The 18,039-nt window shown below is 66.3% G+C and carries 19 protein-coding genes, 1 tRNA gene and 1 pseudogene; 14 read left to right on the top strand and 7 right to left on the bottom strand.

Annotation, left to right across the window (positions count from 1 at the left end):
• The 5 genes and pseudogenes from QM693_RS25560 to QM693_RS25540 all read right to left on the bottom strand — a co-directional run.
• Positions 1-144: pseudogene (locus QM693_RS25560) on the bottom strand (acyl-CoA dehydrogenase); the annotation flags it as partial.
• A 22-nt stretch (positions 145-166) separates the two neighbouring features.
• Positions 167-976 (bottom strand): SDR family oxidoreductase, encoded by an 810-nt coding sequence (locus tag QM693_RS25555; RefSeq protein WP_283353748.1) that lies wholly within the window; start codon positions 974-976, stop codon positions 167-169.
• 123 nt (positions 977-1,099) lie between these two features.
• The gene (locus tag QM693_RS25550; RefSeq protein WP_283353747.1) at positions 1,100-1,795 is read right to left on the bottom strand and encodes a TetR/AcrR family transcriptional regulator; all 696 of its coding nucleotides are present in this window, start codon (positions 1,793-1,795) and stop codon (positions 1,100-1,102) included.
• Positions 1,796-1,839: 44 nt separating this feature from the next.
• Positions 1,840-2,601: an SDR family NAD(P)-dependent oxidoreductase gene (locus QM693_RS25545; protein WP_005251443.1), complete on the bottom strand. Its 762-nt coding sequence runs from the start codon at positions 2,599-2,601 to the stop codon at positions 1,840-1,842.
• Positions 2,602-2,641: 40 nt separating this feature from the next.
• The gene (locus QM693_RS25540) at positions 2,642-3,787 is read right to left on the bottom strand and encodes an acyl-CoA dehydrogenase family protein (protein ID WP_283333885.1); all 1,146 of its coding nucleotides are present in this window, start codon (positions 3,785-3,787) and stop codon (positions 2,642-2,644) included.
• 141 nt (positions 3,788-3,928) lie between these two features.
• Here QM693_RS25540 and QM693_RS25535 point away from each other — a divergent pair, with 141 nt between their 5' ends.
• The 13 genes from QM693_RS25535 (at position 3,929) to QM693_RS25475 (ending at position 15,039) form a co-directional block, all read left to right on the top strand.
• On the top strand, positions 3,929-4,528 hold the full coding sequence (locus QM693_RS25535; RefSeq protein WP_037182564.1) for a TetR/AcrR family transcriptional regulator: 600 nt from the start codon (positions 3,929-3,931) through the stop codon (positions 4,526-4,528).
• Between the two features lie 82 nt (positions 4,529-4,610).
• The gene (locus QM693_RS25530) at positions 4,611-5,954 is read left to right on the top strand and encodes an HNH endonuclease signature motif containing protein (protein ID WP_283353746.1); all 1,344 of its coding nucleotides are present in this window, start codon (positions 4,611-4,613) and stop codon (positions 5,952-5,954) included.
• Positions 5,955-6,051: 97 nt separating this feature from the next.
• The gene (locus tag QM693_RS25525; protein WP_349307521.1) at positions 6,052-6,390 is read left to right on the top strand and encodes a hypothetical protein; all 339 of its coding nucleotides are present in this window, start codon (positions 6,052-6,054) and stop codon (positions 6,388-6,390) included.
• Positions 6,390-6,971, top strand: coding sequence for a DUF3558 domain-containing protein (locus tag QM693_RS25520; protein ID WP_283353744.1), 582 nt, complete (start codon positions 6,390-6,392; stop codon positions 6,969-6,971). Before QM693_RS25525 ends, QM693_RS25520 begins: the two co-directional genes overlap by 1 nt.
• A 3-nt stretch (positions 6,972-6,974) precedes the next feature.
• Positions 6,975-8,303 carry a hypothetical protein gene (locus tag QM693_RS25515; protein ID WP_283353743.1) on the top strand — a complete coding sequence of 443 codons (1,329 nt, stop codon included), beginning with the start codon at positions 6,975-6,977 and terminating at the stop codon, positions 8,301-8,303.
• A complete protein-coding gene (locus QM693_RS25510; RefSeq protein WP_283353742.1) occupies positions 8,300-9,049 on the top strand; it encodes an ESX secretion-associated protein EspG in 750 nt (249 codons plus the stop codon). The genes QM693_RS25515 and QM693_RS25510 overlap by 4 nt, the downstream gene beginning before the upstream one ends.
• A gap of 16 nt (positions 9,050-9,065) precedes the next feature.
• A complete protein-coding gene (locus tag QM693_RS25505; RefSeq protein WP_007297214.1) occupies positions 9,066-9,539 on the top strand; it encodes a DUF309 domain-containing protein in 474 nt (157 codons plus the stop codon).
• The gene (locus QM693_RS25500) at positions 9,539-10,177 is read left to right on the top strand and encodes an LON peptidase substrate-binding domain-containing protein (protein ID WP_037230959.1); all 639 of its coding nucleotides are present in this window, start codon (positions 9,539-9,541) and stop codon (positions 10,175-10,177) included. Before QM693_RS25505 ends, QM693_RS25500 begins: the two co-directional genes overlap by 1 nt.
• Positions 10,178-10,238: 61 nt before the next feature.
• Positions 10,239-10,315: transfer RNA gene (locus tag QM693_RS25495), tRNA-Met, on the top strand.
• Positions 10,316-10,418: 103 nt separating this feature from the next.
• Positions 10,419-11,642, top strand: coding sequence for a cytochrome P450 (locus QM693_RS25490; protein ID WP_283353741.1), 1,224 nt, complete (start codon positions 10,419-10,421; stop codon positions 11,640-11,642).
• A gap of 33 nt (positions 11,643-11,675) precedes the next feature.
• Positions 11,676-13,274, top strand: a complete 1,599-nt coding sequence (locus QM693_RS25485) for a phytoene desaturase family protein (protein ID WP_283353740.1) — start codon at positions 11,676-11,678, stop codon at positions 13,272-13,274.
• A 70-nt stretch (positions 13,275-13,344) separates the two neighbouring features.
• Positions 13,345-14,184, top strand: coding sequence for an alpha/beta hydrolase (locus tag QM693_RS25480; RefSeq protein ID WP_283353739.1), 840 nt, complete (start codon positions 13,345-13,347; stop codon positions 14,182-14,184).
• Between the two features lie 51 nt (positions 14,185-14,235).
• Positions 14,236-15,039, top strand: coding sequence for a transglutaminase-like domain-containing protein (locus QM693_RS25475; protein ID WP_283353738.1), 804 nt, complete (start codon positions 14,236-14,238; stop codon positions 15,037-15,039).
• Between the two features lie 4 nt (positions 15,040-15,043).
• Here the strand turns inward: QM693_RS25475 and QM693_RS25470 are convergent, their stop codons facing one another.
• The gene (locus QM693_RS25470; protein WP_009475022.1) at positions 15,044-15,424 is read right to left on the bottom strand and encodes a MarR family winged helix-turn-helix transcriptional regulator; all 381 of its coding nucleotides are present in this window, start codon (positions 15,422-15,424) and stop codon (positions 15,044-15,046) included.
• Positions 15,425-15,524: 100 nt separating this feature from the next.
• Here QM693_RS25470 and QM693_RS25465 point away from each other — a divergent pair, with 100 nt between their 5' ends.
• Entirely contained in the window at positions 15,525-16,985 is a 1,461-nt protein-coding gene (locus QM693_RS25465; RefSeq protein WP_502942672.1) for an MFS transporter, read from the top strand.
• Positions 16,986-17,041: 56 nt separating this feature from the next.
• On the opposite strand, the gene QM693_RS25460 is transcribed toward QM693_RS25465, so the two are convergent.
• Positions 17,042-18,013 carry an alpha/beta hydrolase gene (locus tag QM693_RS25460; RefSeq protein ID WP_061041955.1) on the bottom strand — a complete coding sequence of 324 codons (972 nt, stop codon included), beginning with the start codon at positions 18,011-18,013 and terminating at the stop codon, positions 17,042-17,044.
• Positions 18,014-18,039 lie beyond the last annotated feature (26 nt).

The raw sequence follows: 18,039 nt of genomic DNA, 5'->3' as shown, positions 1-18,039 counted from the left end.
CACCGGCGGCTGGAAATGCGGATCCCCCGACTCCCGCATCTGCTCCTCGTACACCGCCTCCGCCGGATACACATGCGAATCCATGAACTCCAGCAGATCGGTCTGGTATTGCCGGGCGCGATCGGATAAGTCGAACAGCGACATGCGGACTCCTCGTGCGGTCGGGTCAGGACGGCTGGGCGAGGAGCGAGGCCTGGTAGCGGCGCATTCCCCGGATCCATCGGTCGTAGTCGGTGCCCTTGTGCCGATACATCTCCAGCACTTCGGGGTGCGGAAGGATCAGGAACTGTTCGGCTTCCATTGCGGCGAGCACGCATTCGGCCACCTCGGACGGTTCGAGCACCGAACCCGCGGTGATGACGGCGCGTGCGGCGGTGGCCGACAGGGCGGCGTCGTCGGTGAGCAGCTTGGTGTTGACGCCCATCGGGCACAGGCAACTGACGCGGACGCCCTTGTCGCCGTACGTGACGGACAGCCATTCAGCGAATCCGACGGCGGCATGTTTGGTCACCGAGTAGGGGGCGGAACCGATCTGGGTAAGCAGCCCGGCGGCCGAGGCCGTGCTGACGAAGTAACCCTCACCGCGCTCGATCCAGCCGGGGACCAGGCGGCGTGCGGCCCGGATGTGCGCTCGGACGTTCACGTCGAGGGCAAGGTCCCACACCGCATCGTCGGGTTCGAGGCCCTCCCCGGCCGCGACACCCGCGTTGGCGAAGTAGAGGTCGACGGGGCCGAACGCCTCCTCCGCGGCGTCGATGACCGAGCCGATCTGCGCGTCCTCGGACGCATCGGCACCGCGGGCGATCGAGGCCCCCGGACGCGTCGCGTTGATCCGGTCCGACACCGCCTGGGCCGATGCGGCATCGAGATCGGTGACGACTACCCGGGCCCGCTCGGCGGCAAGCCGCTCCGCGAGCGCACCGCCGATTCCACCTCCGCCACCGGTGACGATGGCGACCTTCTGCGCAACCTGCACGAGATTCCTCCCTCGAGGGGACACGGACGTGGCCCCAGTCTTCCACAGAAAACACCTGAACCCGGTGTCGGATTCAGTTTCGTCGACCTGGGTACCCCACGCGCGCACGCCGTCGGAGAGAGCTCAGCTCCGCTCGGGGAACCTCAGCCCGTTTGCCCAGATGCGCGTCGTGGTGAACACGACGTCGTCGAAGTCGACGGGAGTGCCGTCGGTCCCGTTCACGCTGGCCACGAACACGTTGTACGCCAGCCGGCTGACCATCCCCGACAACGCCCGCGACGCCAGCATCGGGTCGAGTTCCTTATCTGCGATGCCCCGCGCCTGCAGTTCCGCGATGCCCCGCGCGTTGCGCGCGATGAACGCGTCGGCCCGCTGACGCCGCAGGTCCGCGAACGCTGGGTCGATGTGCGCGACCTGCTCCAGCAGCCCCATCAACTTGGCGTTACGCCGGTAGGCCTCCAGGTAGGCGCGGTTACTCGCCTCCAGGACGGCGTATGGGTCGTCGGTGTCCTGCACCCGTTTCATGCCCGGGTGCATCATTTCTTCCTGCGCCACCTCCAGTACGGCGGCGAACACCTGCTCCTTGTTGTCGAAGTATGTGTAGAACGACCCCGTCGAGCAGTTGGCTTCCTTCGTGATATCGGTGAGCCTGGCATCGAGGTACCCGGACCGCTCGAACACCGTCCGCGCGGCCGCCACCAACGCCGCGCGCGTGCGTGCACCACGCGGGGTCGCCGGAGGCTCCCGCAACAGATCGGTGGCCGCCATCGACGGGGCGGGCTGGTCGTCCCACTCTTCATGGACGGTGCGCGTGGTCATTTCCTACTTATACGCCAGCACAGCAGCCCCGCCCAACCCGACGCTCAGGTGATGGTGATGCCGCCGTCCACCGCGATCGTCTGACCGGTGACGTACGCGGCAGCGTCCGAAGCGAGCCAGACGACGGTCGCGGCCAGCTCCTCCGGGTCACCGAGGCGACCGAGAACGAGCCGCGATTTCATCGATTCGAGGTACCCGTCCTGGTACTGGTCCGTCATCTCCGTCTCGAAGAATCCGGGAGCGATCGCATTCACCCGGATGCCCTTGCGGGCACCCCACTGCTGCGCCAGGTCGCGGGTGAGACCGATGACCCCAGCCTTGCTCGCGGCGTACGCGGCCTGCGGAAGTCCCGCGGTGGTGAGACCGAGCACGCTCGCGATGTTCACGATCGCGCTGCCCGGCTTCATGACCTTGCCCGCCGCCTGCGCCGCCCAGTAGGAACCGTTCAGGTTGATGTCGACGACCTGCCGGAACTGCTCCGGCGTCTCCCGCGTCGCGGGGACTGCCGTACCGACGCCGGCGTTGTTGACGAGCACGTCCACGCGGCCGAACTTCTCCATGGCCGCGTCGATCATGTTCTGCGCCTGAGCCGGGTCGGCGATATCCGTCGCAACGCACAGCGCCTGACGTCCGGCGGCCCGCACCAGTTCGGCGGTCTTCTCGAGACGGTCGGTTCGGCGCGCCGCCAGCACCACGTCGGCGCCGGCCTCCGCCGCGGCCTGCGCGAACGCCACCCCGAGGCCCGACGACGCCCCGGTCACGACGACCACCCGATCGGTCAAGCTGAACTTGTCGAGAACGGACATACGAAGCGACTCCTTTGTCGTCGGGCTAAGGGGTACGGGTTCAGAGGCCGAGGTCGCGGCCGATCAGTTCCTTCATGATCTCGTTGGAACCGGCCCAGATCTTGGTGACACGGGCATCCATCCATGCACGGGCGGCACGGTACTCGGTCATGAATCCGTAGCCACCGTGCAGCTGCACGCAGTGGTCGAGGACCTCGTTCTGCACCTGAGCAGTCCACCACTTGGCCTTGGCTGCGTCCACTGCGGTGAGCTCACCGTCGGCGTGTGCGGCGACGCAGTTGTCGACGTAGGCCTGGGTGACCTCCACACGGGTGACGAGGTCGGCGAGGAGGAACTTGTTCCACTGCAGCGAGCCGATGGACTGGCCGAATGCCTTGCGGTCCTTGGCGTACTGGATCGTCTCCTCGAGGATCGGCGCGGCGTGCGCGATGTTCGAGACGGCTGCACCGACACGCTCCTGCGGCAGCATCTCCATCATGTGGATGAATCCGCGGTCGATCTCACCGATGATGTTCGTCGACGGCACACGCACGTTCTCGAAGAACAGCTCGGCGGTGTCCGACTCGTGCTGGCCGACCTTGTCGAGCTTGCGGCCGCGCTCGAAGCCCTCCATGCCCGTCTCGACGGCGAACAGGGTGATGCCCTTGGACTTCTTCTCGGGACTGGTGCGCGCCGCGACGATCACGAGGTCGGCGTTGTAGCCGTTGGTGATGAACGTCTTGGAACCGTTGATGATCCAGTCGTCGCCGTCCTTGACCGCGGTGGTCTTGAGCGAGGCGAGGTCGGAACCGCCGGAAGGCTCTGTCATGCCGATCGCGGTGAGCAGTTCACCGGTGCAGAACTTGGGCAGCCAGCGCTGCTTCTGCTCCTCGGTCGTGAGCTGCACGAGGTACGGCGCGACGACGTCGGCGTGAATGCCGAAACTCGACGACACGGCGGCACTCGCCCGCGAAAGCTCCTCGGCGAGAACCGCGTTGAACCGGTAGTCGCCGGCCTCGCTTCCGCCGTATGCCTCGGGGACCTCGAGGCCGAGGAATCCGTTGCGGCCCGCTTCGAGCCAGATCTCGCGGTCGATGAAGCGCTGCTCGATGAGCTTGTCGGCCACCGGCAGGAGGTTGCGGTTCACGAACTCCCGGGCCGATTCGCGGAATGCCTCGTGATCGGGGCCGTACAGGGTGCGTCGCATGACCGCTCCTTTGTCGAAATCCAGATGACTGTGTCCACGCTTTCCAGCATGTAAGCGTGTGCTTATTTTCTAAGCGCTTGCTTATACTGATGGCGCGGCGCGGTATTGTCAACAGCCGCGCAGCCGAGGATGGAGAAAGACATGAGCGAATCACCGAACCAGGTGATCAGCCCTTCCAAGGCTGCCGCCCGCATCCGAGCCGCAGCCGTCGACGCATTCGCGACCAGCGGTTACGGGGGCACCACTACCCGCGAGATCGCCGCCCGCCTCGACATGAGCCCCGCCGCGATGTACCCGCACTACCGATCCAAAGAAGAGCTGCTCTTCGCGATCAGTTACGAAGGCCACACCGCGGCACTCGACGTTGTCGTGAGCGCAGACCTCCCCGACGAGGCACCCTCGACGAGGCTGCAGGCGCTGATCGGCGCGTTCGCGAGCTGGCAGGCCACGCACCACGCACAGGCTCGTGTCGTGCAGTACGAGCTCAACGCCCTCACGCCCGAGCACTATCGCGACGTGGTCAAACTGCGCCGTGACATCACCCACATCGTCCGCGCCGTCGTCGACGCAGGGGCAGCATCCGGCGAATTCACGGTCCCCGACGGCGAAGGCGTCACCCTCGCCCTCATGTCTCTGTGCGTCGACATCTGCCGCTGGTTCCCGGCCGGCGCCTACACCGAGCCCGAGGCCGTCGCGGACCTCTACGCCGACCTCGCCATGCGCATGGTGGGTGCTGGCTAGGTATTGCCAAGGTCCCGCGGGGTCGGCTAAACTAGAACATACGTTCGATTCGGGGGAATCGAACGGCAGCCAGGGGGTCGGGGTGGATGCAGCAGCGGTAACCGCATTTCTGGTCGAGTTACCGAAACTCGACCGGGATATCGACGATGCGACGCGCATCGACGTACTTCGCACACTCGAAGAGGTGAAAGCCGCCTGTGCGGGCGTGCAAGCCCGGGTGACCGCAGACCTCGACGCCTCCATCCGCACCGCACGAGCAGACCGCCAAGTGCCATTCGCACATCGAGGGCGCGGTATCGCCAACCAGGTGGCGTTGGCACGACGGGACTCACCGTTTCGAGGTGGCCGTCATCTCGGCATGGCCACCGCTCTTGTCCACGAGATGCCCCGCACCTTGGCGCTGCTCGAACGAGGGGTCCTCAGCGAGTGGCGGGCAACGATCCTCGTCCGCGAAACCGCGTGCCTCACCCGAGAAGACCGCACCGCACTCGATTACCTGCTGTGCGCCGACCCGGCAACATTGGACGGGCTCGGCGACCAGGCGGTGTGCGCGAAAGTTCGCGCGGCCGCTGCAGAAGTCGACGCCGAGGCCATGGTGCGACGGGCCCGCAAGGCGGTATCGGACAGGAGGGTCACCTCCCGGCCCGCACCGGACACCATGGCGTACGTCAGCGCTCTGCTGCCGGTGGCACAGGGGGTCGCGGTGCACGCGACTCTCGCCCGTGACGCCGATTCCATCCTCGCCGCCGGTGACGAGCGAACGCGGTCGCAAATCATGGCCGACCTCCTCGTCTCCCGAGTGACCGGCACGCCCCACACCGCGACGACACCTCCGATCACCGTCAACCTCGTGATATCCGACCGCGCGCTCCTCGACCGAGGGTCCGAGCCCGCCTACGTGCAGGGGTACGGTCCCGTCCCCGCGGCACTCGCGGGGCACTGGATACATGAGGCGGTCCAGGCCACGATCGATCCGGAAACCGGGGACGAGGCGCGGGTGACCCTGCGCCGCCTGTACGCGAACCTGCACTCCGGAGCCCTGACCGCAACCGAGTCCCAGGCCCGCTGCTTCCCCGCCGGGTTGGCGAGGATGATCGATCTGCGCGATCGAACGTGCCGGACACCGTGGTGCGATGCGCCGATCCGGCATCACGACCACATCCAACCCCGCGAATACGAGGGCCCCACCACCGCACACAACGGCGCTGGCCTGTGCGCGGCCTGCAACTACGCCAAACAAGGCGCAGGGTGGAACGCCAAGCCCCACCAACTGCCCGGCGGACTGCACAAGATCGAGATCCACACCCCCACCGGACACCGGTACCGATCAACCGCACCACCACTACCGAAACCGTTGCCGTTCCGTGAGGTTCAAATCAGCTCACCAGTGGAACGCATCCTGATCGAATACCTCCACGCGGCCTGAACATCGGGTCGCTGCACACTAGACCGAGTGACACACCCGTGCGGTAGCATCTCCGCACGCGGCCGTGGGGGTCCTGTCGAGTACTGGGGGGATGGGGATGAGCAAAACACTGCGTCTGGAAGATGACGCAATCCAACGATGCGTGGGCATCTGCAACACGATGATCGAGCAGCTCGATGACGCGCTCAAGAAGGCAAACCAACTGAGCAAAGTCTCGGGCTTCGGTGGGTTCGACTCTGCAGTCGAACTGCAAGGCAAGTACCAAGACAAGCTCAACGGCGGCACTGGATCGGGCTCGGTAGTCGAGAGGCTCCGACAATTCCGCGACACCGTAATGGTAGTGCGCGACACCTTCGCGGCCGGTGGTGATGCGTTTGCGGACACCGATAGCGCAATCCGGACTGCCCTTAGTTCGGTTCAAGGAGAGGTCAGCTGATGGCCCCGTCGGCTATTCGGATCACGGTCGCGCTGGCAGCTATCGCATTGGCCGGCTGCAGCAGTCAGGCTGAGACCGGGCAAACCGAACATACAGGTTCCGCGTCGACGACCACGCGAGTACCGAGACACATCGACAAATCCGACCGACCTCAAGTTTCATTTGACCCTTGCCTCGACGTTCCCGATGCCGCGCTTATCGAGGCGGGTTATGACCCGAAGAGCGAACAGAACGCCGACTTCACGCCCGACTCCTACACCTTCCTGGGCTGTAGCTACGACACACCGCAAAGGCGCTACGGCTTGAACGTCCTCTCGGGAAACATCACCTTCGATGAAGAACGAGAAAAGACAAAGTCCTACGCGACCACTACCGAGATCCACGGGCGGCGAGCGCTACTCGAGTGGGAACCCCAAAAAAGTGACGAATGCGCAGTTTCCGTGGAGACCCCCGACGGAGTCCTAATCGTCTCGCGTCTAATTCTCAAAGACACCCCAGGGCCCTCCCCACAGACGGAATGGTGCGCAGGACTCGAGGACACCGCCCGGATCATTGAGCCGTTTATCCCGAAGGGGGATTGACCGATGGCACCGCAGGACCCCCTCGCCCCCTTCTTCGATGCCGTGCTGCCCAATGGGGCCGGCGATCAGCACCGCAGCAAGCTGCAGAGGTCGGCGGAGCAGCTTGGATCGGATGCGATCGATCCGCCTTACATCACCACGATGGAGAGTTTCGAGGGCTGGCAACACTCGGAGATTTATGCGAAGACCCGGGATATGGATCCGAGCATCATCGGGGATCTCGCTCAGGCTTGCCATGCCATCGTCGGCTCACTACCCATCGGGTTCGGGTTTGCCCTGCTCAAGAACACGATTGCCGAAAAGTGGGAGGGCGCGGCCGCCGACGCGGCACTCGCGGCGACGGATACCCTAGCGGGTGCGAGTGACCAGTTGACCTCGGGCGTTCAAGCAATTGGCGTGAAGCTCGACATTCTCAGCAGTGCTGCGCAGGACGTGAAAAACAGCATCCCCGCACCGATGTCGGAGCAACCCCTCAGCCTTCTTCCCCTCACACCTACTGCCGCAGAGGCTCAGGAAGCAGCGCGGGATGCGGCGAGGGAAGAGGCCATTCGGAAGCTGCAGAACATCTACGTCCCGAATTACCAAGACGTGGGCACGAATGTGCCGGTCCTTCCTGCGCCACACTCACCCAACGGCAGGATCGATTCCGTCGATCCGAACTTCACTGTGCCGAACTCGGGCAGTCCCGGTTCCTGGGGCACAACCGACAGCAATACCTCCTCTGCGTCGGGCGAGGGCGATTCGTCGGCGAACGGGGAGAACCCGGCGGACATGGATTCCGCAGGGGATGATGCCGCGGCTACGTCCGCAGCGAATGCCGAAGCCGCTGCCAGTATGGGCGCCGGGGCTGGATCCGGCTCGGCCGCACAGACTGCCGCTGCGAATGCGCAGAATGCGGCCGGCGCGGGTTCGCAGTCGGGCACGGGCGCGGGCGCCGCGGGTTATGGCGGCGGACTCGTCGGAGGTTCGGGGTCCGGTGCCGGCGGATCGGGCGTGGGGGGTTCGGCGTCGAGCGCGCGCCGGAAGAATGACAAGCGCGAGTCCGAGTCCAACTCGAGCGGTGTGGTTCCGGGTGGCCCGATCCCGTCCGGTGGCGCCGCGGCCGGCGCAGGGGCGGCTGCCGCTGCTGCAGCGGCGACCCCGGTGAAACCGAGCATGAGTCGTCCCGGAATGGGTATGGCACCCGGGATGATGGGTGCACCCGGTCGAGCAGGCGGCAACGGCGATGGCGACACGGAGCATCAGACGCCGAGCTACCTCATCACCGTCGACAACGGCAACGAACTGATCGGCACACTCGACCCCGTCGCACCCCCGGTGATCGGCGCATGAACTGGCGGCTGACGTCAGCCCAGTTCATGTGCCTTTGGGAGGCAACCGATCTCGACCGGATGCCGTACCCGCTGCAATACCGGTCCGCGGCCGCGACGGAAGACCAGTACGCCCTCCAGCAACGCGAGTTGGAGCAGTGGCGGACCGCGCTCGACGAACCGAAACTGGTCGCCGCGATCCAGGCGCTCCGGGATCCGCACTTGTCCGTCACGGTGCTCGCCCCCTCCCCCGAACTCGAGTCGGGGCTTCGCCGGAGGGGCAGCATCCGTGGCAGGGTCGCTGTCGTCGCCGAACAGTTGCGCGGCGCACCGGGCCGCGGCGACATCCGGATCGACGCCGGCACCGCGGGCGTCGATTGGCTGACCACCCAACTCCTGAAAGACCTGCCCGGCTGCGCGCCCGGACGGACCCCGTCGCTGACCGCGCACCCCGACGACCTCGAGAACCGAAGCAGCGGTACTTCCGTCCTGCAGAACGCCCGAGCCTCCGACGGCACTCTTCTGCGAAGGATCGTGGGCCGGCCACGGACCGGAATCGGGTATATCTGCATCCGGGGTGCTCGCAACGGGCTCGACGAGCCCGTTCTGGGTGAACTGACCTGGATCGACGTCGAAGCGGACGGCCGGTACCTCTATCACCAGGACGACCGCGTTCACCTGCGGTCCGCGACAGTCCGGTTGGTTCGCGACGAGCTGTCGAAACGCGTGTCGGCGGCCCTCGCCAACCCTTCGCCGACCCGCGGCTGAGCGTTACCCTTGTCCCATGACCGATCGGGACAGGGACGGGACTGGGAAACCCCTCAACGCGCGCCCCCGCGATGAGCTCGGCCGACCCCTGCCGCACGACGCCGAGGGGGTGCCGCGTATCCCCGACGACCTCCGATTACCACCCGACGAGGCGATCACCGAGGCTCAGCGGCTACTCGACCACGGCATGCCGTTCCATGCCCACGAGATCCTCGAGGGCACGTGGAAGATCGCCCCCGAGGACGAGCGGGAACTGTGGCAGGGGCTCGCCCAGCTCGCGGTGGGTCTCACCCATCTGATGCGGGGCAACAAGACCGGTGCGCGGTCACTGCTGCGCCAAGGCCACGACCGGATCCGGCATTACGAGGTGGAGGCGCCGCACGGCCTCGACATCGCCGGCCTCCTGACGTGGTCGGAACACCTCACGGACGAGATCGATCGCGTCGACCCGCTGCCGGCGACGCCCGTACCCCGATTGAGAATCCCCTGATGACTCTGCTTCCCATGTTCCCGCTGGGCTCGACGATGCTGCCCGGTCAGCAGCTCCCCCTCCACGTGTTCGAACCCCGCTACCAGGAACTGGTCCGCGACTGCCTGGACGCACCGGACGGTCCCCGTTTCGGGGTCGTTCTCATTGCCCGCGGCAACGAGGTGGGCGGCGGCGATGTCCGCCACGACGTCGGTACCATCGCGCGGATCGAGTCGCACGCGTCGATCGGCGACGGGCGGTACGAGCTGTTCTGCCGCACGGAGGAACGGATCAAGGTGTCGAAGTGGTTGCCCGACAACCCGTATCCGATCGCCGAGGTGGATGTGTGGCCGGACGAGAACACCGGCACCCAGACAGCGGATTACGAATTCCCGTCCCTCATCGAGAGACTCGAATTCCTGTACGGCCTCCTCCGCCGTCTCGCGACGGAGACCGGCAACGTCCCGCCCGACGTTCCCGTCATCGGCGGTTTCCGCGGGTCGCTCGGCACGAGGCTCTACGAGATCGCCACCTACATTCCGATGGGGGACGCCGACCGCCTGCAGATCCTCGCTGCGGCCGGCGCGGACGAACGCCTGCGGGAGGTGTCCGAGGCGATCGAGAACGCCATCGAAATGGTCCAGTTCCGGCTGATGTGACCTAGCCCTCCCCGGGGTTGGTCAAGAGCACTCCGGGAAGGGTGTAGTGTTGTCAATGCAACGCGGGGTGGAGCAGCTCGGTAGCTCGCTGGGCTCATAACCCAGAGGTCGCAGGTTCAAATCCTGTCCCCGCTACCACTGGAAACGGCTCCGGAGATTCAATTCTCCGGAGCCGTTTTTCGTTGTTCCACATCCTCCAGGACTAGAACGTATTCTCGTACGTGAGGCCTCAGGAGGGACAGTGCAGCTCGCCGACGTCGATCTCTACAACCCGGACACCTTCGCGAAGGGCGTGCCCCACGAGATGTTCGCCGTATTGCGGCGGGAGGCCCCGGTCTACCGGCACCTCGACGAGCGCGGCGACCCGTTCTGGTGCGTCACCCGGCATGCCGACATCGTGACGGTGAACCGGGACGCCGAGACGTACTCGTCGTGGCGGGGTGCCACCTACATCGACGACCTGAGCTCGGACGACCTGGCGGGTCAGCAGCTGATGATGCTGAACATGGACCCACCGGACCACACGGTGCTGCGGAAGATCGTGAGCAAGGGTTTCACGCCCCGCCGCATCGGCCAGCTGCACGAGATTCTCGCGCGTCGGGCCACGACCATCGTCGACGCGGTGATCGAGCGCGGCGAGTGCGACTTCGTCGTCGATGTCGCCTCCGAACTCCCACTTCAGGCGATCGCCGATTTCCTGGGGGTGCCCCAGGAAGATCGCAAGCTGATCTTCGATCTAACTAATCAGATGATCGGCTCGTCCGACCCGGAATTCCATCTCGAGGAAGGGCAGGAACGGGCGGCGGCGGCCCAGATGTTCGCGTACAGCCTGGAGATGTTCGAGGACCGCAAGAAGCACCCGCGCGACGACATCGCGACAGCTCTCATCCAGGCCGATGTACACGGCGAGAAGCTGGGCGAACTGGATTTCAACATGTTCTTCATGCTCCTCGCGGTCGCGGGTAACGAGACCACCCGCAACGCCATCTCACACACCCAGCTGGCACTGATGGAGAATCCCGAGGAGCGCAGGAAGGTTCTCGAGGATCCGTCCAAGCTCGACGCTCTGATCGAGGAGGGGTTGCGCTGGGCCACACCCGTCATGCAGTTCCGCCGGACCGCGACCACGGACACCGTGCTGCACGACGTCGAGATCTCCGAGGGAGACCGCGTGGTCATCTGGCACATGTCGGGAAACCGCGACGAGGCCGTGTTCGACGACCCCTACACGTTCGACATCGACCGGCCCACCGGCCACTATTCCCAGCACATTGCGTTCGGCGGCGGTGGTCACCATTTCTGCCTCGGCGCCAACCTTGCTCGCGCGGAGATGAAGGTGATGCTGAGCGAGATTCTGCGTCGTATGCCCGATATGGAACAGACGGCACCGGCGCAGCGCCTGCGCTCCAACTTCATCAACGGGCTCAAGCACCTGCCGGTGTCGTTCACGCCCTCGTCCCTCTGAGCGGAGCGCCGCCTTTTCTGACAGCCTGGTCGGGTGAACAACGTCGACGCAGTGGTCATCGGATCCGGTCCCAACGGACTCGTCGCTGCCGCGACCCTGGCGGATGCGGGCTGGGACGTCGCGGTCGTGGAGGCGCAGCCGACGCCCGGCGGTGCGGTGAGGTCGGCGGAACTCGTCCCGGGCTTCACGTCGGACCTGTTCAGCGCGTTCTATCCCCTGTCCACCGTGTCGCCGGCGCTCCGCGGTCTCGATCTCGAGTCGCACGGTCTTCGGTGGAGTCACGCGCCCAGCGCGCTCGGGCACGCCCGCTCGGCCGCCGACGAGGACGCGCCGGTGATCCATCCCGACCCCGCGGATACGGCCGCCGACCTCGAACGCCGTCAACCTGGTGACGGCGCCGCGTGGACGGCGCTCGTCGAGCAGTGGCACGACATCAAGGAACCGCTGCTGAGCACCCTGTTCAGCCCGTTCCCGCCCGTGCGTGGCCCGAGCCGACTGCTGCGACAGCTGGGGACCGCCGAGTCGTTGCGGCTGGCCCGATTCCTCCTCCTGCCCGCACGGCGGATGGCCCATGAACTGTTCCGCAGCGAGGCGGCACGACTTCTGTTGCTGGGTAACGCGATGCACGCCGACACCCCTCCGGACGCACCGGGCAGCGGTGTCATGGGTTACATCCTGACGATGCTCGCCCAGGACGGCGGTTACCCCGTTCCGGTGGGCGGCGCGGGCGAGTTGTCGGCCGCGATGGTGCGCCGGGCCGAGCACGCGGGTGCGCGCTTCTATTACGGCGACGCCGTGACCGGCATCGACGTCCGGTCGGGTCGCGCCGTGGGGGTGCGGACGGCGTCGGGTGGCCGTTACACGGCACGTCGGGCGGTGATCGCCGACGTCTCTGCGCCCGCGCTGTACGGGTCGCTGCTTCCCGACCACGCCGTCCCCGCCCGCGTGCGGGCCGACCTCGCGCACTTCGAGTGGGACACGCCGGTCCTGAAGGTCAATTACGCCTTGTCGCAGAAGATTCCGTGGCGTTCGCCCAGCCTGCGCGGTGCGGGCACCGTCCACCTGGGCGCCGACGACAACGGACTCGTCCACTGGATGGCCGACCTGACCACCGGCACCGTCCCGTCCAGCCCGTTCCTGCTGTTCGGGCAGATGACGACCGCGGATCCCACCAGGTCGGCGGAGGGCACCGAAAGCGCCTGGGCGTACACGCATCTACCGCGCGACATCACCGACGACGCGTCCGCCGATCTGCTGGCCGCGCGAGTCGACGAGGTCCTCGAGGCGCACGCACCGGGTTTCTCGGAGCGGGTCGTCGGACGGGTCGTCCAGCGCCCGTCGGATCTCGAGGCGGCCGACGCGAATCTCGTGGGCGGTGCCGTCAACGGCGGGACGGCGCAACTCCATCAGCAGCTGATCTTCCGCCCGGGGCCGGGCACGTCCCGTTCGGAGACGCCGGTTCAGGGCCTGTACCTGGGAAGCGCCTCCGCGCACCCGGGTGGCGGCGTACACGGGGTGTCGGGCCTGAACGCCGCCCGCGCCGCGCTGGGCGAGGGCGGACCGCGCGGGTGGCTGCGGCGGCGCACGTCGCGCGCCGTGATCGACCTGTTGTCGAAGGGACCGATACCCTAATTTGTCCCGTGCCGGGGTACCACACCGTGCAATGATCTGAGTCGTCGAATTCGGACCACGAAGGGGCATCATGCAGCATCGAGAATCATCCTTCGCCGGCGTCGGCGGAATTCCCATCGTCTACGACGTGTGGCTCCCCGAGCGGCGCCCGCGCGGCGTGCTGGTTCTGTGCCACGGCTTCGGGGAGCATGCCCGGCGCTACGACCATGTGATCGAACGGCTCGGGGAACTCGACCTCGCGATCTACGCGCCCGACCACCGTGGGCACGGGCGGTCGGGCGGCAAACGGGTCCATCTCAAGGACTGGAGCGAGTTCACCGACGACCTGCACCAGTTGTTCGGCATCGCGTCGACGGACTGGCCCGGCACCGACCGGTTCCTCATCGGGCACAGCATGGGCGGTTCCATCGCGCTGACCTACGCACTCGACCACCAGCAGGACCTGAAGGCACTCATGCTGTCCGGGCCTGCGGTCGACGTGACGAGCGGCACGCCGCGCATCGTGGTCGAGATCGGCAAGCTGGTGGGTCGCTTCCTTCCCGGAGTGCCCGTCGAGTCGCTCGACGCGAAACTGGTCTCCCGCGATCCTGCGGTCGTGTCGGCTTACGAGGACGATCCCCTCGTCCACCACGGGAAGGTGCCTGCCGGGATTGCGCGCGGAATGATCCTCGCCGCCGAACGGTTGCCGGAACGTCTGCCGTCGCTGACGATTCCCCTGCTTCTCCAGCACGGCCAGGACGACGGACTCGCGAGTGTGCACGGCACGGAACTGATCGCGGAGTACGTCGGTTCGGAGGATCTCACGGTGGAAATCTACGAAAACCTGTTCCACGAGGTGTTCAACGAACCGGAGAACGAGGAGGTACTCGACGACCTCGTCGAGTGGTTGCGGCCGCGCGTACAGGCCTGACTTCGTCGGGGGTGTTCTGCACCCCCGGACGATGGATGCCAGGATGGGCTGATGAAACGTCACGTCAGCGCCACTCTCGACATCGAGGTCACCGACGCCACCAGTCTCGAATTCAAGATCGCGGTGGCCCGGACGCCCGGTTCGGAGTTGTCGGAATCGTTGACGTTCGCCCTCGACGGTAACCGTGTCGAGGCACGAGAGATGGTGGCGGAGCACGGTACTCGCGTCCACCTCCTGGACAGCGCACCCGGCTCGCTGCACGTCGAGTACTCGGCTTCCGTTCTGGGTAAGGCCGATTCGCCTCCGGTCACCGACTACGACCTGTCGAAGTATCTGCGCCCGAGCCGATATGCGGAGGCGGACAAGTTCTTCGGCTTCACCGGCGGCGAATTCAATCTGTCCAAGCCGCACTCGGAACTGCTGCAGGACATCACCACCTGGGTGGGATCGCGACTGCTGTACCAGGCGGGTTCGAGCAGATCCACCGACAGCGCCGTCGACACGATGCTGTCCGGGGCGGGCGTGTGCCGTGACTTCGCCCACCTCACGGTAGCGCTTCTGCGGGCCGTCACCATTCCGGCGCGGCTGGTGGCCGTGTACGCGCCGGGGTGCGATCCGATGGACTTCCATGCTGTCGTCGAGGCGTTCGTCGATGACGAATGGCGTGTGGTCGACGCGACCCGACTGGCGCCGCGTTCGGCACTCCTGCGGATCGCGACGGGTCGCGACGCCGCGGACACGGCATTCCTGGACAATCACGGCGGGGCGATCACGCTCGAAAACACCGTGGTGACTGCCGTCGTCGACGGCGAGTTCCCGTATGACGACTATGCGACACCCACCTCACTGACCTGACGGGTCAGGTTGCGTCCGAGAGCCTTTCGGTGAGCACGCCCACCTGAATCTTCTTGGCGTCGGCGTGCACCTCACGGCCGGCGTCGGTGACGTCGACGAACACACCTCGCCGGTCCGCCTCGCACAGCGCCCTCGCGACCAGGCCCGCCTTTTCCAGCCGGGCCACGCTCCGGGACAGGGCGCTGGGGCTGAGGTACATCTCGGCCGCGAGGTCCTGCATCCGGGGCCGCTCGCAGGTGGCGTCCATGAGTCGGTCGAGCGTCTCGAAATCGCTCATGCTCAGACCGTGGGCGTGTTGCATCTCACGATCCAACTCGCAGGCGATGGAGTTGTATCTGCTCGCGAGCAGCCGCCACGTGCCGCGCAGGTCTGCTTCAGAGCTCATGCTCCGCACCTTAGCGCGCGTCCGCAAAAGGTGCAAGCGAATTAAATGCAAACGAAATTAGTGCTTGCGCACTGATTGCACATGCATCTACATTCTCCCTGTGACTATCAGCGACGCCACCCCGGACCTCGCCATCTCGTCGGGCGCCACCGCCACCCCGTCGACCGACCAGGCCTGGACACCCCGCCTCTGGGGCGTCCTGGCCGTGCTGTGCCTCGTCATGTTCCTCGACGGTCTCGACGTCTCGATGGTGGGTGTTGCGTTGCCCTCCATCGGAACCGAGTTGGGGCTGTCCACCACCTCACTCCAATGGATCATCAACGGATACGTACTCGGATTCGGTGGTCTGCTGCTGCTGGGCGGACGCACTGCCGACCTCCTCGGCCGCCGCCGCGTCTTCCTGATCGCACTCACCGTGTTCGCAATCGCGTCCCTGGTCGGCGGACTCGTCGACAACGGCACGCTGCTCATCGCGAGCCGCTTCGTGAAGGGTCTCGCCGCGGCGTTCACCGCACCGACCGCGATGTCCATCCTCACCACCACGTTCAAGGAGGGGCCCGCCCGCAACCGGGCGCTGTCGATCTTCTCCGTCTTCGGAGCCAGCGGCTACTCGTCCGGCCTGATCCTGGGCGGACTGCTGACCAGCGCCGGGTGGCGCTGGACCTTCCTGATGCCGGTGCCGTTCGCGGTCCTCGCCCTGGTCGCGGGCGCCGTCCTGATCCCCCGCGACCGCGCCGCCGACAACGGCGGACACGACATCGTGGGCGCCGCCACGCTGGTGTCGGGAATGCTGCTCGCCGTCTACACCGTCGTGTCGGCACCGGCCCGCGGCTGGGCCGATCCGCTCACGCTGGGCTCGTTCGCTCTGGCCGCAGCCCTGCTGGCGTCGTTCTTCGTCGTGGAGAACCGGGTGGCGCACCCGCTGGTGCGTCTGAGCATCCTCCGGGTCGGCTCGATCGTGCGGGCGAACCTCAGCATCATCGCGCTGTTCGGCTCCTACCTGAGCTTCCAGTTCATGATGACCATCTTCCTGCAGTCGGTGCTCGGATGGTCGCCGCTGGAGATGGCGCTGGGTCTCCTGCCCGCCGGCATCATCGTGGCCTTCGGGTCGCCGTTCGTCGGACGCCTGATCGACGCGTTCGGCACGGCACGCATGATCATCGCGGCACTGACCTCGTTGAGCCTCGGCTACCTGTGGTTCCTCTTCGCAGGGAGCGACCAGCCCCACTACGCGGTCGCGATCCTGCCGAGCGTGCTGCTGCTGGGCGTCGGTTTCGCACTGGGCTTCACGTCGATCATGGCCCAGGCCACGTCGGGCGTCGACGACTCCGAGCAGGGGTTGGCGTCAGGCCTCGTGCAGACGTCCGCGCAGGTCGGTGCCGCGCTCGTGCTGGCACTCACCACCGCACTCGTCACCGCCGGCTCGCACACGGCCGCCGGGATCAGTGGCGCCGGGTTCCACCAGTTCCACTCCGGCCTCGTGCTCGTCACGGGAGTCGCACTGCTGGGACTGCTGATCACGGTGTCACCGCTGCTGCGCAGGGTGCTCAACCCCGCGTGAGACCCGAACGGCAGAACGGGTGGGCACAGGCCCACCCGTTCTGCCGTTCACATCGTTCAGGCCGAGTGCCGCTTCGACTCCGTGAGCGCGCGGGACGCGAAGTCGACGGTGAGTCCGATGATCGTGCGACTCTCCCGCAGCACCTTGCCGATCACAGGGAACGCGTGGATCTGCCCACTCCAGATGTGGGTCTCGATCTGCCGCCCCTCCCGATCGAACCGGTCCGTGATGATCTCCACGTCGGGCCGCATGATCTCGTATTCGGCGGCGGTGAGGAAAACAGGCGGGAACAGTGCCGGGTCCGCGTTCACCGGGGACTGGGCGCCCGGAATCTGATCGGGCCCGGCCAGCCAGCGATCCTTCAGCTTGGCCACCTGCGACATCGGCAGGTAGGCGTCACGTTTCATGAAATCGGGGTCGTGATCCTCGAGGTCGAGGTTGAGCAGCGGGGAGTACCCGATGACGGCCGCCGGGCGGGTGAGGCCCCGCAACGCGGCAACTTCCGCGACCTTCATCGCGAGATATCCACCCGCCGAGTCCCCCGCGACGATCACCCTGCTGGGGTCGTCGCAGACCTTCAGCACCTCGGTGTACGCGGTCATGGCGTCCACCAGCGACGCCCCGATCGCACCCTTGGGAAGCTGCCGGTATTCGACCGAGACGACGGGCGCACCCGAACGTGCGGCGAGCAGTCCGCACAGTGCCCGGTGGGTGGCGAGCCCGCAGAACACGAATCCGCCGCCGTGGAAGTAGAGGATGGTGGCGCCGTCCATCGACGTGACCGTGGGTCGCGGATGGGTGATCTTCTCGCACGGCACCCCGCCGAGCGAGATCGCCTCGATGTCGAGGCCCTTCGGCTTGGGAAGCCGGTCGATCAGCTCGTCGAGGGTCGCCAGCAATTCGATGCCGCGGTCCGTCGTCGGCCATATCGTGAACAGCGGTTTGACGAAAGCCCTGGCAAACCAGAACGTCATGCGCGCCCGGCGACTGACATCCCAGTGCCACACGATCGATTCACGCGTTCGCATACTGCCCTCCGTTGTATCGGACGCTT

It is taken from the genome of Rhodococcus sp. IEGM 1305 (assembly GCF_030058635.1).
Lineage (GTDB): Bacteria > Actinomycetota > Actinomycetes > Mycobacteriales > Mycobacteriaceae > Rhodococcus_F > Rhodococcus_F opacus_D.
The sequence above is the reverse complement of the archived record's forward strand: the minus strand, read 5'-3'. Positions and strand labels throughout refer to the sequence as shown.